The organism is Mucilaginibacter sp. (assembly GCF_025359345.1).
Lineage (GTDB): Bacteria > Bacteroidota > Bacteroidia > Sphingobacteriales > Sphingobacteriaceae > Mucilaginibacter.
In genome coordinates this window covers 205,430-221,381 of the sequence record NZ_JANYGQ010000005.1, presented here as the reverse complement: position 1 = coordinate 221,381, position 15,952 = coordinate 205,430, and the positions used below count along the sequence as shown (strand labels likewise).

The following is a 15,952-nucleotide window of genomic DNA, read 5'->3' as shown; positions in this document are numbered from 1 at the left end:
AGGCAGGCGTTTCGGGCATGTTATTTCGGAACAAGTTTAGGTGCGATCCTGGTAAGTACTCCGGGCAGAAACCTGTTTAACCATAGCCCAACCCGTTCGCCGCTTAATTTGCCGATATACGCTTCAAAGGCCCCTTTTTTAATGGCTTTCATAATTTGCCTGGCAGCACGATCGGCTGGCAGGCCATTTTCTATATTTTCGGATGGTTTACCTAAACCATAAGGTTTGTTGGTGACAGCAAATAAGGAAATATTGGTGCGGATGTAGCCCGGCGTAAGTATAGTTACTTTAATATTATCGGCCGCTATTTCGGCCCGCAGGCAATCGAAAAAGCCGTGCAGGGCGTGTTTGGCAGCAGCATAGGCCGACCGCATAGGCGTCCCTATCTTACCCATAACACTACTGGTAACCACAAAGTGCCCGGTTTTTCGTTCCAAAAAATGAGGTAGCAGGGCTTTGGTTAGCACAACATAGCTAAAGTAATCAAGTTCCATTAGCTTACGATGCACTTGGATATCGGTATCAATAACCAATGAGCGTTGGGTAACGCCGCCGTTATGTACCATAATGTCTATCACCCCAAAGCACTTAATCGCCAATAGTACGGCAGCATCTAACGAGTTTGTGTCGGAAAGATCTAACGGAAGTATAAAAACGTTTTCTTGCGAACTGCAGCCCTGTTTTACCCGCTCCAGTTCATTAATTCTTCTGCTTGACAATATTAGTTTTGCGCCACAGCCCGACATGGCATAAGCAAGCGCTTCGCCAATTCCTGACGAAGCGCCTGTAATCCATACAACTTTATTGTTAAAGTGATTGTTCAAAAATACTGTTGCCAGTTATGCTTTCTTATCGTTTTTCTCCAGCAGTTCCAATATCCTGTCAAGCTTATCAACCTCAATCGAATTCAGCTTTTTAAGTAGTTCCTCTATTTCTATTTTAGCCTCGCAATTGGTCCTGTAATCTGCGTCGGCCTGGGCGCGGTCGCGTTCGCTTTGGCGGTTTTGTGCCATCATGATGATCGGGGCTGCATAGGCTGCCTGGGTCGAGAAAACCAGATTAAGCAAAATAAAAGGGTAAACATCCCATTTATAGGCAAAGCCTACAATGTTTAGCACCATCCAGGCCAGTACAATGAGGGTTTGGATAATAATGAATCGCCACGAGCCCATGCCGTTTGCAACCGAGTCGGCCAGGCGCTGGCCAAATTCTAATGAGTCCTGGTGCATTTGGTGCCAGGTTTTGTTGTGTTCCATAAGGGGTTTAAATTAAATTTCTTTTTGATAAATATATGGAATGGAGAGCCAAGAACCAAGAGACAAGAATCAAGAAAAAATAGAACTGCCGGAAAATTACCAATTGGAGCAGCTTCTATTTCAGGTTACTGACTTTCTTCTTCTCTCTTGGCTCTTGATTCTTGGCTCTTGGTTCTGAAAAAAACGTATTTCATTTTTTTGATAAACTTTTATAGTTTAGGTTTGGGGATATTTAACTGCTGCAAAGAAACCTACGCGTTGCCTTTATAGCCCACTTTGTTGTTTTAAAAACGAGATAATTACAGCCCGGTATGCAAGAAGACATGATCCTGGAAACCATATCGGTTACCAAAAACTATTTTGGCGATAAATCTTCAGGAGTTAATAACGTAACCATATTCATCCCCAAAGGAAAAGTTACTGCCATTGTAGGCGAAAGCGGCAGTGGCAAAACTACATTGCTGAACTTACTATATGGTTTGTTGCAGCCAGACAGCGGCGAGGTTTTTTTTAAAGAAGAACGTATTTTAAAACGCGAAGAAAAACTGCAGCCCGCTCATGAGGCCATGCGCCTTGTTACGCAAAATAACCAGGACATGGATCTGGAAGCCACCGTTTGGGAAAGCGTGCGCTCCGGCCTGCGGATTGGCGAAATTGGGCTTGATACCGAGGAAAAGAAAATAACCGACTCGCTTAACATGCTTGATATTTTGCCGCTTAAAGACCAGCCATTCGGTAAACTAAGCGGCGGCGAAAAACAGCGGGTAACCATTGCCAAAGCCCTGATAAGCAAGCCTGAGGTTATTTTGCTTGATGAGCCATTTAACCAGGTTGACGCCACTTACCGCGAAGGCCTGCAGCACGACATCCGCTACATTGTAAAGGAGTGGGGGGTAACCGTTGTACTCGTAAGTCATGACCCTGCCGAAATACTCTCGATGGCTGATGAGCTGATAGTGTTGAAGGATGGTGAAATTGTTGAAAATGGCAGCCCCGAGGAACTTTATAATACACCTAAGTTACTATACACCGCCCAGATACTTGCCAGCAGCAGTCAGCTCACATCCGACGAGGCCAAAAGCTGTGGCATAAAAAGTAAGCGCGGCACAGTGGTTATTTACGCTGAGCACGTAAAAATCACCAAAGGCTTCGGCAGTAAATGGACGGTTAAGCAAATACTGTTCAAAGGATTTTTTGAAGAGTTGATAATTGAGCGGGAAGGCATAGTACTAAGGGCAAACAACTACCACAAAGGTAAGTACAGCATCGGCAGCAAACTCAGCATCAGTATTGAAGACTATTTTGAATTCGGAAAATGGGAAACACCGGCAAGGTCGTTGCCGAAAGATATTTAAGCTTTTGTGTGAGTAAGCTGATTAGGTGAGTGCTTAAGCGTTCCATTTTTCACAGCGGAACACCCGGAACGCTATGGAACGTGTTGTTTATCAATGGTTTGGTATTTTTTAAAAATTGACGTTTAATCTTCTGAATGTCTATGGTCACAAGACCAATAACAGCAGATAACCAACAAGGCCAGCTTCGTATCCCTATTTAGCAATCCGCAACCGCAGCTTCTTTCGGACTTTCGAACTTTCGGACTTCATTCTTTTCTTTCCTGTATTTCGCCAGGTTGATTAGCAAAACACTGCCTAATATTACAAAGAGCCCCACCAATTGCATCAATGATACATTTTCGTGTATAAACACAACACCCAATATTACTGCTATTACCGGATTAACATAGGCGTAAGTGCTTACCTGCGTTGCCGGCCTCACTTGCAACAGCCAAACGTACGCGCTATAGGCAGCTATCGAACCAAAAAATACCAGGTAGGTAACCGCCAGCCAACTGCTGGTATGTATACTGTCAAGATTTAAATTGTTAAACTCACCATGAATAACACTCACAGGCACATACACAAAACCGGCGGCCAGCATTTGCCACGCGGCGCTTACCGAACCCGAGCCCGATGTTGGCCTGTGCTTTGAGAATAACGACCCACCCGACCATGATATCGACCCGAACAGCAGCAACAGCATCCATGGCAGCTTTGATGCGCCGCCACCCGAAAACATAACACCAAGCTGTTCGCTGAACAACAGTATTACCCCAACAAAACCTATAATTAACCCTATTATGGTTGCTTTATTTTTTAGATTGATGCCCCAGTTTGGCTTATCCAGCAATACAAACCATATCGGTGCTGATGATACCATTATGGCCACCATGGCGCTTGGCAGGGTTTGCTCGGCCCATATGACGATGCCGTTGCCAATAAACAGCAGCAAGATACCGGTTATGGCTGCGTTTATAATATCACGTTTTACAAAAATCTTTTCGCCCTTTGCCACGCACCAGCCCATCATTAAAGCCCCGGCAATAATAAAGCGGATGGCACCCAGCATAAACGGTGGGAGGCCACCCTGCTCAGCAATCCTGATAAAAAAGTAGGTGGAGCCCCATACAACGTAAACTATTGCAAAGGCTGTAATTACCAATAGGGGAGAAGCTGATTTTTGTGAGGCTGAAGGCATGATTTATTTATTTTTCGGGTATTACCAATTGTTGTTGTTCTTTAACCGTCTCGAGCACTATGGTGGTGCGGGTACTTAAAAGGTTAGGTATTTTGCCGAACTCGTTACGCATCAGGTGCATCAGCGAGGCGGAATCATAAGTGCGCACTTTTACCAGGTAACAATCGTCGCCAGCAATGTGGTGCACTTCCTGTACTTCGGGTATTTTGGCCAGTTGTTTGGCTGTATCGTTGCAACCGGGCCCATCGGCAGCTTTCATAAAAATAAAAGCCAGCATTTTTTGCTGCAGCGCTTCGGGGTTTATGCGGGCCGTATACTGGCGGATGACATTTTTCTGTTCCAGTTTTTTAACGCGCTCCAATATCCCAGATGGCGCCATGCCCAGCTCTCGTGCCAGGTCGGCGTTGCTGATGCGGGCATTGTCCTGCATTAACCGTAAAATATGCAGGTCTGTTTTATCCAGTATGATTTCTGTTTCGCTAATCATACTGTAATATTACGGTTATTTTGAATTTAATTCATAATAGTATTTTAAAAAATGAATTTAATTCGACAAATGTAGATATTGAGTGTTTGAACTTCTTTTTTACTACCTGTCCGTTGCATTCTTGGCCTTGTGACCATAGGTATTCGGGGGATTAATTTCGAAGTGTAAATCTGTGACAGGATTATAGTACAATTTTGCGTTCCTGTTCACAGTGAAACATAAGGAACAGGGTGGAACAGTAAATTGGCCCAGTGGTTCGCTAAAAAGCCTTTTTTCTGCATCATTAACGCGGTTTTTTATAATTTTACATGTCAAAAAATGAGAAAAGTGCTGACAAATTAGTGTCAGCACCTTTCGTAGAATAAACAATTTTCGTCGTTTTGGGCGTTTGTCATCACAGATGTTCGAAAGGTTCATTTTATCTTAATCACCTTATCCCTCTTCTCCGCAGGCTTATGCTCCTCCGGTTTCGGAATATGCTTCACAATAAACACCAGCGCTCCCGCTAATACTTTCAGCGCTTTAAAAGAAAAATGCACAAATGGCTTCATAACCCGCCAGGTGTCGTGCATTGTGTCCATTGTAGTAACCGGTTTTTCTTTGGGTTGATTGCCTATTCGCTTTGAGTTTTGATTTGCCATAGTACTTTTGTGTAGATAGATATAGGTAATCCTAAACCGTGCCAGTTTTGTCAGTCTTTACTGCCAAAATAAAACCGGGCAAATTCAGTAATTACTAAGATACTCAAGTGCCGCCGCAATCTTGTTTAGCTTTACCCGTTAAGGATGATAACCAAAATCAACTCTAACCTTACAAACAATCAATAAATGAAGCATTACTTTGTTTTTATTATCCTATCAATTAATTGCCTTTATACGTATGGTCAGACCGTTGAAATATACGGGAAGATTCAACATCCGTCGGCAAAATACATTTTCTTTCAAAAGAACGGCCGAAATTACATTACCGGAAAAACAGATGACAAATACACAGCCGAGGTTGACAAATATGGGGTTTTTCATGCTGTCCTGCAGACATCAAGCATCGACGAATGGGCAGTGCGCTACGGCGAAGATATTGCATTAATAGACCTTCAACCCGGAGATAAGATTTCAATTGTTTTTAATCAATTTGATTACTTTTCTGGTTATGAGGTGAAGGGTGGTATTGCAAATGATATCTATTTCGAGCGGGAATTGTCAGGCGACAGCACTTACCACAATAAATACACTTCTAAATTCAATGCCGCGGTCAACCAAATTGAAGACCTGCAAGCTAACCTTAGTGAACGGCTCAAAAAGGGACAGTATAAACTGGCTTTCCTCGAGAATTACAATCTTAAACATCCAATGAGCAATAGTTTTAATAACTGGCTAAAAAAGCAATTCACTTATGAACCCTATGAAAGGCTTTGCGTAGGTACCCTGATGCAAAATAAGATCGCCGCCAGCGATACCCTATTTGATCTGTTGAAGAGTGTAAATATTAATGATGACAATGCTGCTAAATGCTCTGTAAACTACAATGATTTTGTGCAATATTTTTGTATGCTAAAAACTAGTGGCAGTGTAAACAGGTATCGATCAACTGATATTTTTAATTTTGGCGTTAAAAACTTGGAGGGTCCAACACGGGATGTCTTATTGACCCGACAGCTTTTAAACATTATTGGAATTGATTCTATCTACAATAGTTTATATCCGCAGTTTATTGGCGCGGTTAGCTCGCCCCAACTCAGAACGCTGGTGAATAGTAAACGGAGCAGCTATCTGAAATTTGTTGCTGAAAGCCAGCATAGCATTGATAAAATAGAGAACTATACCGATTTAAATAAAATCTTCAAAGCGTATTCGGGTAAGGTGATTTATGTTGATTTTTGGGCGAGCTGGTGTGGACCCTGCAGATCTGAAATGCCAAACTCCAAAGTATTACAGCAACAACTTAAAAATAAAGATGTGGTTTTTTTGTATCTCGGTTTTAATGACGATAAAGCTAATTGGATGGCGGCCCGAAAACAATTAAATATTACCGGCGAAAATTATTTTTTAAACAAAACGCTTGCAGAGGAGGCGGAAAAGGCGTTCAATATATCGGGTATACCGCATTATGCAATAATTGACAAAAAAGGCCAAATAATTGATAAAAATGCGGCAAGACCGGGAGACAAAGAAACGTTAACAGATATTTTGAAATTGTTATAAGTTAATTTTTGCATCGGGGCCATTCGTCAAGCAGCAAAAATTCGCAATCTTTCCCTAGCTTTATCCATATTTAATTTTATGTTACGTATGTGCATCAGAATAGTCGCGGCGCTGCTATTAACCGTAGCGTTTTCTCTATCTAAGACATCAGCCCAAAACACTGCCCCCGTTGTTAAAACCAACCACGGCTATATTAAGGGCCTCACAGAAAATGGCATAGCCGTATTCAAGGGCGTACCCTATGCTGCACCACCCGAAGGAGCCCTCCGCCTTATGCCCCCTGCCGCGCACGCCGATTGGGATGACACCCTCGCCACGCAGCAGTTTGGCGCCATTGCCACGCAGCCCGGCAGTAAAAATGTACAAGGCAGCGAAGATTGTTTATCGCTGAATATCTACACTCCCAAAACAGACAATAAAAAACGCGCTGTGCTGGTGTGGGTTCACGGCGGCAGCATGACAGCCGGTGCCGGTAAAGGCGAAGACGGCCATGCCTTTGCCGATAAAGACGATATTGTTACCGTAACCATTAATTACCGGCTTGGCGCCCTGGGCTTTTTATACCTGGGCGATTTGGATAAACGATATGCACAATCGGGCAATTGCGGTTTGCTGGATTGCATTGCGGCGCTGACTTGGATAAAACACAATATTACGGCCTTTGGCGGCGACCCAAACCGGGTTACCCTTATGGGCGAATCCGCCGGGGCCAAGCTGCTTAGCGCGGTGATGGTGGCACCAAAATCGAAAGGCCTTTTCCAGCAATACATTGCGGAAAGCGGCTCGGTTCAATGTGTAAGGGATATTAATACTGCGAAAAATGAGCGTCTCAAAATCTTACGCCAGTTGGGCCTGGGCAAAAACGACGGCCTTAAATTGCTTGCCCTGCCTGCCGATTCTATAATAAAGGCACAGGCTATAGTTTGCGCTGGTATTGGCGGCAACTCGTTCTTCGGCCCGGTTTATGATGGGGTGACGATTACCACTGATGGTCATAAGTATGCAGGTAGTACGGCCATGCCGCGTATTAAGGGAATAATCGGCACAAATAAATATGAAGCTGCCGCATTTATAAATGGTAATGAAAAGCTGAAAAATCCTGATACTGCAATTCTAAAATCGCTTTTTGGCGATAACTACAAGCTGGTATACAAAAATTATCAGTACGAATCAAAATTTGCCCGGCCGTATGATGCCGCAGTTACGGTGCTAACGCAGTATATGTACCAGATGCACAGTTATCGTTTTGCCCATTGGCTCGCACTAAACGGCAGGCCGGTATGGATGTACCGTTTTGATTATGATAACGGCCAGAAATATGGCGCCAGGCACGGCGAGGAATTGCAATATGTGTGGAGCGACCCTAAACTACAGCAGGCAGCAAAAGAACGGCAGCAACTGGCCGCAAACATGCACGCTGCCTGGGTCGCCTTTATCAAAACCGGCGACCCCAACACACCGTTATTACCAGTCTGGCCAAATTATAACGCCACTACCTACCACGTAATGGTATTTGACAAGGTGACGAAGGTGGTTGACTTAAGATATGTTTATGATGACCGGGATTTTCCGTCGCAAGTGTTTTTGTTGAAGTAAGAATTTTTTAACAAATCATCAAACATTGTCATTGCGAGCGAGGAACGAGCGTGGCAACCGCGAACTTTACAGAGCGGTTTTGCAAAGTTCGCGATTGCTTCGTTCCTCCGCAATAACAAAATAGCTAAGCCTTCTTCAAAGTTAAAACCGTTATCTCCGGCCATATCCCCAACCTGCCCGAAAATGCCAAAAAGCCGAAGCCCCTGTTAACGTATAGATAGCGGTTTTTTTCGTTGGCCAGGCCTGCCCAGTCAAGGTAGCGGTACTGCACAGGGCTCCATCTAAAGCCAGCCGTTTCAACACCAAATTGTGCCCCGTGTGTGTGCCCTGCTAAGGTTAGGTGTACGGTTGTTGGGTGGTTTCTTACTTTCTTTTCCCAATGCGTTGGGTCGTGCGATAGGAGGACTTTAAACGAGTCATTGTTAACCCCTTGCAGTGCTTTATCCAAATCGCCTTTTTGTATAAAACCGAAGCCCCAGTTTTCAACGCCAATGAGTGATATTTTTTGACCATTTTTCTCTATCTCAACATTTTCATTCAGCAATAAACGGTAACCTAAAGCTTTATGATGCTGTTTCAATTTATCAAGATTGGCTGCCTTTTCAGCTTCGCTGCCCCATTCAATATAATCGCCATAGTCATGATTTCCCAATATTGAAAATTGCCCGTAAGGGGCCTTAATTTCGCCGAACCTGCCGAGGTAAGGTTCAATTTCCCAGGCAGCGTTATTTACCAAATCGCCGGTGAAAACAAACAGGTCGCTTTTTTGTGCTTTGGCCAAATCGATTCCGCGTTGTACTGCTGCCGTGTTGTCAAAACTGCCTGAATGGATATCGGATAACTGTGTAATAGTAAAGCCGTCAAAAGCCTCAGGCAAATCATTAAAATAAAGTGTTTGGCGGTGTACTCTGTAATCATATTTACCTTTAACCATACCATACAGCAAGCCCGTAAACGGAAATGCAGCAACAAGTACAGCGGCCTCGCTTATAAACTTCCGCCGCGAAGGGAAGAAAGGTTTGTCTGCCTTACTTTTTGGATTGATAAAGTGGCCTATAATTCCGTAAAATAGACGTCCTATATCACCCAAAAACAATATCAGCACAAAAAAGACTTTGGTTATAAAAGATATAATGAATAGACTTAGTATCCATTCATGAAAAGGCGTCATCCCTTTTGCAGTGGTAAAACTGCCCAAAATAGCTAAAAATGAAATTGATATGCCGATTGATATTACGAGGTATCCAAAAGTAACCAACCTGCGAAATCTTATTGCTTTCCAATCTTTGGTAAGGGTCTGAAGACCGTTAAAAACGTACCAGTCAAGCAATAAGCTTATTGCCGCAATAATTAAAAATATGTCGAAAAAGTTACGCCTGTGCACAATGATTTTTTAAAAGCCGCAAGATATTAAAGTTAAGGTAATTGCGGCGTAAAAGTTTTGCGCCATGGTGGATTTGGGCCGGTGGTAAATTAACTTTTGCTTTAATTTTTTAAAAAGCATATTTTGGCTTTAGGTTTCCATCTTACTATGCTTATTTGTTGGTGTGCGGTTGACGAAATTTATATGGCGAATGGGTTGTTTTAAGCGGCTGACTATAGCTATTTTGTTGATATCGTTTTTTTTGAAGACCGATTTGGCATTTGGACGGCTTCCGGTTATTACGTCCTCTTTTGCCATCACCTCAACCTATGTAAATAATATTAATTCAACAGCACTGGTAAGCTTTAGCGATAGCGCTGCTGCACCTTCAATTACCATCAGCGGCCCGGCTTCGGTTTGCGCAGGCACACTTGCCACTTTCAATGCAACTCCCTTAAACAGCACAGCGCCATCTTACCAATGGCAGGTGAACGGTGTTAATGCCGGTACTGATAATGCAACGTTCAGCACCTCATCGTTAAATAATAACGACGTTGTTACCTGTATACTGACAGATAACAGCGGCACACCGCCGGTTACGTCAAATGCAATTACAGTAAAAATTAACCCACCGCTGGTACCAACGATAAGCATAGCAACAGGCAAGGCAACCCAATGTGCAGGCGCACCGGTAAGCTTTTCGGCAACGGCAGGCAATGCCGGTACTAACCCCAATTACAAGTGGACGGTGAATGACGTTGACGCAGGCTCTAACAGTGCAACCCTAACGCTTGCAAGCATTTTACCGACTGATGTGGTGAAGTGCGTGGTAACAAGCGATAGCCCTTGCCCAGCGAGCACCGAATCAAATACAATTACGAACATCAATACTATTGATAACTTAACCCCCTCGTTAAGCATACAATCTTCTGTTACCAGTCCGGTTTGTAATGGCACACCGATTAAATTTACTGCGTCGCCAGTCAACGAAGGCGCCAATCCAACCTATCAATGGCAGGTAAACGGCGCAAACCAGGGCACAAATACCCCGGATTTTACCATCAGCAATTTTGCCAATGGCGACGTAGTGAGGTGTATGCTTACAAATAATAATTCGCCTTGTTTAACAAGTCCAACGGCCCTTTCAAACGCCATTACAATTAGTGTAATCCCGCCTTCAACGCTTGTTCCGTCTGTCACAATTATTCCTGATTTGTACGAGGAATGTACAGGTGTTTCATTAACTTTCAAGGCAGTTGCAACTGACGCAGGCGATAATCCAACCTATCAGTGGAAAATAAACGGGCAAAACGTGGGTATAAATGCCGGCATATTTAACAGTTCTTCATTTAAAACCGGCGATAAAATTTCGTGCACAGTAACAAGCAGCGCCTTATGTTCGCTGGCTACTGCGACCTCAAATGAAGCGGCAATAACGATACATCCGCTAATAAACAACTCGGTAACCATCAGGTCTTCGGCAGTTAACAATACCAGTTCGCCAAACCAAACGGTTGTGTTTACAGCCCAGGCTTCTTACAATACAAATATTGCTTATCAATGGCAGGTTAACAATATAAACGCAGGTACAAACAGTCCCGAATTTACTGCTGATAACCTGGTTAACGGCGATGTTATTACCTGTTTGGTAACAACTACGGGCCAATGTATAGCAACACAGGTTGTTACATCGAACGCAATTACCATGATCATTGACGTGCCCATAGTTGTTGTTAATACATTTACGCCAAATGGCGACGGCATAAACGACACCTGGGATATCCCCATGTTACGGACCTATCCAAATTGCCGGGTAAGCGTATTTAGCCGTTACGGTAACAGCGTTTATAATTCGGTAGGATATGCAAAACCTTGGGACGGCACATACAAACAAAAACAGGTGCCCACCGGGACCTATTATTACATCATCGACCTTAAAAATGGGAGAGATAAAGTATCAGGTTCGGTAACTGTTATAAGATGATAACGATATACTATCGACTATTAATGAGGATGATTGATATCGGAAAGTAACCGACTTTGATAGCGCGGTCTATTTCCAGTCGACTACATTGTTGATATTTTACGTTAGCAGTTTTGAATTGTAATAAAAATCATATATTCAAAACCTATACTTGTTATCAAATTACCGTAACAAATCACACTTTAATTACATGGCTTTCGGACTTTCCCCTAAATACATAACTGAGCTTCCGGCAGGTGAGCTTTCGGGCAATCATTTCCTGGTGCTTTTATTAGAGGCTGCGAAACAGCTTAATTGGAATATCGGGCACACCAGCGAATATGGATTTGTGGCCTATACAAAATTCTCCATGAGCTCCTGGGCCGAGGAAGTGACAGTAAATATTGAAGGTGACCATGCAGCGCTTAAAAGTGAATGCACCGGGAACCAAATGATGGACTGGGGGAAAAACAAAAGAAATATTGAAAGCCTTGAAGCTGCCTTTGCAGAATTGAGGACCCAATTGACCGACGAATCTCTCGACCAGAAATACGACGAATTAAAACAAAGTCTTGCTTTGGAAGAAGCAGAATCTGCAGGCGCTCCCCCAACCGCTACCAAGGGAAAATTAACCAGTGTGCTTTCTGTTTTTTGGCCCACTCAGGGATATTTTGTAACTCCGATAATTATCAATTTAAATATCGCAGTGTTTGCGCTGATGGTAATATCCGGTGTCAATTTTATGTTGCCTGATACGGAGAGTCTACTGCAGTGGGGTGCAAATCTGCGTTCGTTAACTTTGCAGGGTGAATACTGGCGGCTGCTTACCTGTTGTTTTTTACATATCGGTATTTTGCACTTGTTGTTCAATATGTACGCGCTGGTGTATATAGGTTTGCTGCTGGAGCCCTATCTGGGTAAGTTGCGGTTTGCGGCGGCCTATTTGCTGACCGGCATTGCGGCCAGCACCGTTAGCTTATGGATGCACGAACAAACAGTAAGTGCAGGCGCATCAGGGGCGATATTTGGCATGTACGGCGTTTTCGTGGCATTGCTTACAACCAACATTATCGATAAATCGGTGCGAAAGGCAATGATGTCGAGCATACTTGTTTTCGTTGTATATAACCTTGCAAATGGGGTAAAGGCAGGCATAGATAATGCAGCCCATATAGGTGGCCTGGTAAGCGGTTTTGCAATTGGATATTTATTTTATCCAAGCCTTAAAAACCCAGACAGAACGGATCTAAAGTTCGGCTCTGTGGCGGGGGTAGCGTTGGCCGTACTTGTTGGCAGCTTTATGGTATGCACCAGGGTGCCAAACACCATGGCGAAATACGAAGCTAAAATGAGAGCTTTTGTGTCGATGGAAAATATGGCGCTCGAAGTTTACCATATGCCTAAAACCACGTCAAGAGATTCATTAAAGATGGAAATTAAAGACAGGGGGCTTTATTACTGGAACGAAATGATAAAAATGCTGGATGATCTGGACCGGCAGGAACTTCCGGACGAACTGCATGCCCGTAACAGATCGCTGATATACTATTGTGAACTCCGGATAAAGAGCTATAATTTTATCTACAAAGCGGTTGACGAAGATACCGATAAATACAAGGATAGTATCCAAGCCTATAATGAGAAGATTCAAAACGTAATTAATGGATTAAAAGGGAAGTGACGCGGTTAACCCTTATCGTGTCGCCACCCAAACATTATCCTCCTTATGCGAATCCGGGTCATATATCCCGCCTAAAATCAGCTTACTAACTTTACGTTTTGCTGTAAAGTTTACGAAAAACGTTTTTTCGCCGTTTGCCCAGCATTTTACGCTTTGATGAATGTGTTGCGTTGTGCCGTCGGCGAAATTTATAGTAAGGTCAATCGGGACAGGTTTACTGCCTTTCCTGGTTATTGTTACTGAGTATTGATTTTGGTTGTCGCTTACTTTGGTAATAGCCAAATCGGGTATGCCGCCATCAATAAACCAGCTTTTCCAAAACCAGTTTAGGTTTTGGCCCGCACCGGCATTCATGCTGTTAAAAAAATCAAATGGCATTGGATGTTTGCCGTGCCACAGGCGTATGTAATTATGCAGGGCTTTGGTAAACAACGCGTCGCCAAGCATGTCTTTTACATACAAATAACCCAGGCCCGGTTTTGGGTACGAGCCGGTAAAGCCGCTGATGCCGCTTAGCTGCGTAGTAAGGGAAATAACGGGCTGATCGTTTTCGGTGCCTGCGCTTTGTGCATAAGCCTCAACACCAAAAGTATCGGCCACTTTTGGATCAATTAGAGGGCTTATAGTCCACTCTCCCATGGTTGCCCAACCTTCGTCCATCCAACCGTATTTTGTTTCGTTGGTGCCCATATAAAACGGGAACATCGTATGAAAAATCTCGTGTGTAGTTAGTTCGATGCCGTCTTCGGCTGTTTGCGTTGGGTTATCATTTACCATCATTGGGTATTCCATCTGGTCAAGCCCATCAAACACCGTTTCATGAGGGTAGGGGTATGGCCATTTGGGGAAAGTGTAACTCATGCCCTCAACAGTTTTCCGGGCGTAGTTTATCACCTCAAAATAGTCTTTATGTGCCGGGTTAAACACCGCATCCACCCGCGTACGGCGGCCGGTTTTTGGATCGACAATGAGGCTGCTGGCCTTCCAGATATAATGATTGCTGATGGCAAAGGCCATGTCGGTTACGCTGTCGGCCTCAAACTGCCAGGTATTGGTTGCATTTTTTGTGGTGATCTGCTCGCTAAGTTCGGCTTCGGTGATTACATCGGTTACCTTATCGCTTTTACCGGCATCATCAATGCGCTGTGCAATTTTTGGCACGTAAACGTCGCCCGCATTTTTCAGATTGCCGGTGCTCCAAACTTTATAGTCGCCGGGTACGGTAACCGAAAGGTTAAAATGGCAAAAATCGTTATAAAACTCTTCGCTGCCGCGGTAAGGGTTCAGGTTCCAGCCGTCAATGTCATCATAAACGGCAATCCGCGGGAAAAAGTAAGCAATAAAAAATGCCCCGGAGTCGACCTGCCCGGTACGGATGTGCGATGTTTTGTTGAGCGTGTAGGAATAAGCAATGTCGAGGTGTATTTTGCGCCCGGGAAGTATTGCAGCGGTTTTTAAATTCATGTTGGTGCCCAGTATCCTCCACCTGGACGCGTCCTGATCATTCTTGTCGATAGCAAGTTTTTTGATCTCCACACCATCGGTCAAATCGGCTGCGGAAACCGGCATATTGCGGATAGCATCTTTTTTATAAATGTTGGGGTACAGCTTTAGCGTAAGTTCGTTTAAGGTGTCGGGGCTATTGTTTGTATAATCAACAGATACCGTTCCCTCCAAATTACGATTGGCAGGGTTGAAGTTAACCGCTATGGTATAATCAGCTGTGTTTTGCCAATAATTTTTGCCTGGCGCACCTCCTGTAGTCCGTGTTCCTTTGGCATAGGTCGCCTGTAAATTTACCGGTACGGGCAGTGAGGGTTGGGCAAAGCAGTCAACGCTTCCCAGTAAAATTACCGGGATCAGCAGCTTGTAAAATGAGGCCATCAGTTAAAGCTTATTTATTTTCAATAATTTATCGTCAAAAGTACAAAAGCAAACGATGTTGTTTTATCACCCTTAAGAGGTGATTCGAACACCAATGTGTGCCAGAGGCGTATGCAATACGCCCAACAATTAAAAATAATTCCGTGTTCCGTGCTCAAAAATTCCGAAATCGAAATTCCGAAATCAAAATTACCACCCTCCTTTAAAGCCCTCTTTCAGCGCTGCCTCGTAATTCTCCAAATCAAACGAATACAAATAGGGGGCCTTATGGGCACCGCCTTTACGCGGTTTCTCCGAGCGCTTTAATATCCCAAATCCCAGCATTCGCCGTTGAAAATTCCGGCGGTCCAGTTTTTTATCCAGAATGGTTTCATAAAGCTTCTGCAATTCGGGCATCGTAAATTCCTTTTGCATCAGGTTATAACCTATCGGCTGGTAATTTAACTGCAGCCGCAGGGTATCCAACGCAGTTTTTAATATCAGTGCGTGGTCGAGTTTCAGTTCGGGCAGGTCATTTAAGTCGCACCAACTGCATGTGGCTGCAAATTGGTCGGGCGAGGGGTTAACATCGCAAAAATCAACCAATGCATAGTAGCCGATGGTCAAAAAACGGTTGGTAAACCAGTTGTCTTTAGGCGGCAGCATGTCCTTATACATGTCAAAATGTTGCTTTGAACGCTGTGGGTCACCAAAAACATGAAACTGTTGTAAAAATATTTCATCAAGTCGGGTGCGCTCCTTTAATATACGGTTGGCCGATAATTCTATCGGTTCATCCTTAAGCACAAAGCCGCCCGGCAAGTACCAGCCGCCTTCGTTTTTAACCGTTAGCAGCAAAACCTTCAGCAGCCCTTCGTGAAAACCGAACACCACGCAATCGATTGAAATATGGGGCAGATAGCTCTCCCGTGCGGTTTTACAATATTCTTCAAGTTCTTCTTTGGTCAACATTTTCGCTATTCTACAAAAATACTTTGATTATTTAA

General features: G+C 43.8%; 13 protein-coding genes. 5 read left to right on the top strand and 8 right to left on the bottom strand.

The window, feature by feature from the left end:
* Positions 1 to 20: 20 nt before the first annotated feature.
* Entirely contained in the window at positions 21 to 824 is an 804-nt protein-coding gene (locus Q0R52_RS02765) for an SDR family oxidoreductase (RefSeq protein WP_295791885.1), read from the bottom strand.
* A 15-nt stretch (positions 825 to 839) separates the two neighbouring features.
* A complete protein-coding gene (locus Q0R52_RS02760) occupies positions 840 to 1,256 on the bottom strand; it encodes a DUF1003 domain-containing protein (protein WP_252793094.1) in 417 nt (138 codons plus the stop codon).
* 311 nt (positions 1,257 to 1,567) lie between these two features.
* Here Q0R52_RS02760 and Q0R52_RS02755 point away from each other — a divergent pair, with 311 nt between their 5' ends.
* Positions 1,568 to 2,611 carry an ABC transporter ATP-binding protein gene (locus Q0R52_RS02755; protein ID WP_295791882.1) on the top strand — a complete coding sequence of 348 codons (1,044 nt, stop codon included), beginning with the start codon at positions 1,568 to 1,570 and terminating at the stop codon, positions 2,609 to 2,611.
* Positions 2,612 to 2,807: 196 nt separating this feature from the next.
* Here the strand turns inward: Q0R52_RS02755 and Q0R52_RS02750 are convergent, their stop codons facing one another.
* The 3 genes from Q0R52_RS02750 to Q0R52_RS02740 all read right to left on the bottom strand — a co-directional run bounded on the left by Q0R52_RS02750 (position 2,808) and on the right by Q0R52_RS02740 (position 4,919).
* The gene (locus Q0R52_RS02750; RefSeq protein WP_295791880.1) at positions 2,808 to 3,791 is read right to left on the bottom strand and encodes an EamA family transporter; all 984 of its coding nucleotides are present in this window, start codon (positions 3,789 to 3,791) and stop codon (positions 2,808 to 2,810) included.
* A 7-nt stretch (positions 3,792 to 3,798) separates the two neighbouring features.
* Positions 3,799 to 4,278, bottom strand: a complete 480-nt coding sequence (locus Q0R52_RS02745) for an Lrp/AsnC family transcriptional regulator (RefSeq protein ID WP_295791878.1) — start codon at positions 4,276 to 4,278, stop codon at positions 3,799 to 3,801.
* A gap of 413 nt (positions 4,279 to 4,691) precedes the next feature.
* Positions 4,692 to 4,919, bottom strand: coding sequence for a hypothetical protein (locus Q0R52_RS02740; protein WP_295791876.1), 228 nt, complete (start codon positions 4,917 to 4,919; stop codon positions 4,692 to 4,694).
* Between the two features lie 186 nt (positions 4,920 to 5,105).
* Here Q0R52_RS02740 and Q0R52_RS02735 point away from each other — a divergent pair, with 186 nt between their 5' ends.
* Together Q0R52_RS02735 and Q0R52_RS02730 are read left to right on the top strand one after the other, a co-directional pair.
* Positions 5,106 to 6,479 (top strand): TlpA disulfide reductase family protein, encoded by a 1,374-nt coding sequence (locus Q0R52_RS02735; RefSeq protein ID WP_295791874.1) that lies wholly within the window; start codon positions 5,106 to 5,108, stop codon positions 6,477 to 6,479.
* An 87-nt stretch (positions 6,480 to 6,566) separates the two neighbouring features.
* On the top strand, positions 6,567 to 8,075 hold the full coding sequence (locus Q0R52_RS02730) for a carboxylesterase family protein (protein WP_295791872.1): 1,509 nt from the start codon (positions 6,567 to 6,569) through the stop codon (positions 8,073 to 8,075).
* A 124-nt stretch (positions 8,076 to 8,199) separates the two neighbouring features.
* Here Q0R52_RS02730 and Q0R52_RS02725 read toward each other — a convergent pair whose 3' ends face one another.
* Positions 8,200 to 9,459, bottom strand: a complete 1,260-nt coding sequence (locus tag Q0R52_RS02725; RefSeq protein WP_295791870.1) for a metallophosphoesterase — start codon at positions 9,457 to 9,459, stop codon at positions 8,200 to 8,202.
* 241 nt (positions 9,460 to 9,700) lie between these two features.
* On the opposite strand from Q0R52_RS02725, the gene Q0R52_RS02720 reads away from it, so the two are divergent.
* Positions 9,701 to 11,422: a gliding motility-associated C-terminal domain-containing protein gene (locus tag Q0R52_RS02720; RefSeq protein ID WP_295791868.1), complete on the top strand. Its 1,722-nt coding sequence runs from the start codon at positions 9,701 to 9,703 to the stop codon at positions 11,420 to 11,422.
* 190 nt (positions 11,423 to 11,612) lie between these two features.
* Complete coding sequence (locus Q0R52_RS02715) at positions 11,613 to 13,082, top strand: rhomboid family intramembrane serine protease (protein WP_295791867.1); 1,470 nt, start codon at positions 11,613 to 11,615, stop codon at positions 13,080 to 13,082.
* Between the two features lie 12 nt (positions 13,083 to 13,094).
* Here the strand turns inward: Q0R52_RS02715 and Q0R52_RS02710 are convergent, their stop codons facing one another.
* Together Q0R52_RS02710 and Q0R52_RS02705 are read right to left on the bottom strand one after the other, a co-directional pair.
* Positions 13,095 to 14,966 carry a M1 family metallopeptidase gene (locus Q0R52_RS02710; protein WP_295791864.1) on the bottom strand — a complete coding sequence of 624 codons (1,872 nt, stop codon included), beginning with the start codon at positions 14,964 to 14,966 and terminating at the stop codon, positions 13,095 to 13,097.
* Positions 14,967 to 15,155: 189 nt separating this feature from the next.
* On the bottom strand, positions 15,156 to 15,917 hold the full coding sequence (locus Q0R52_RS02705; protein ID WP_295791863.1) for an NUDIX domain-containing protein: 762 nt from the start codon (positions 15,915 to 15,917) through the stop codon (positions 15,156 to 15,158).
* Positions 15,918 to 15,952: the final 35 nt, after the last annotated feature.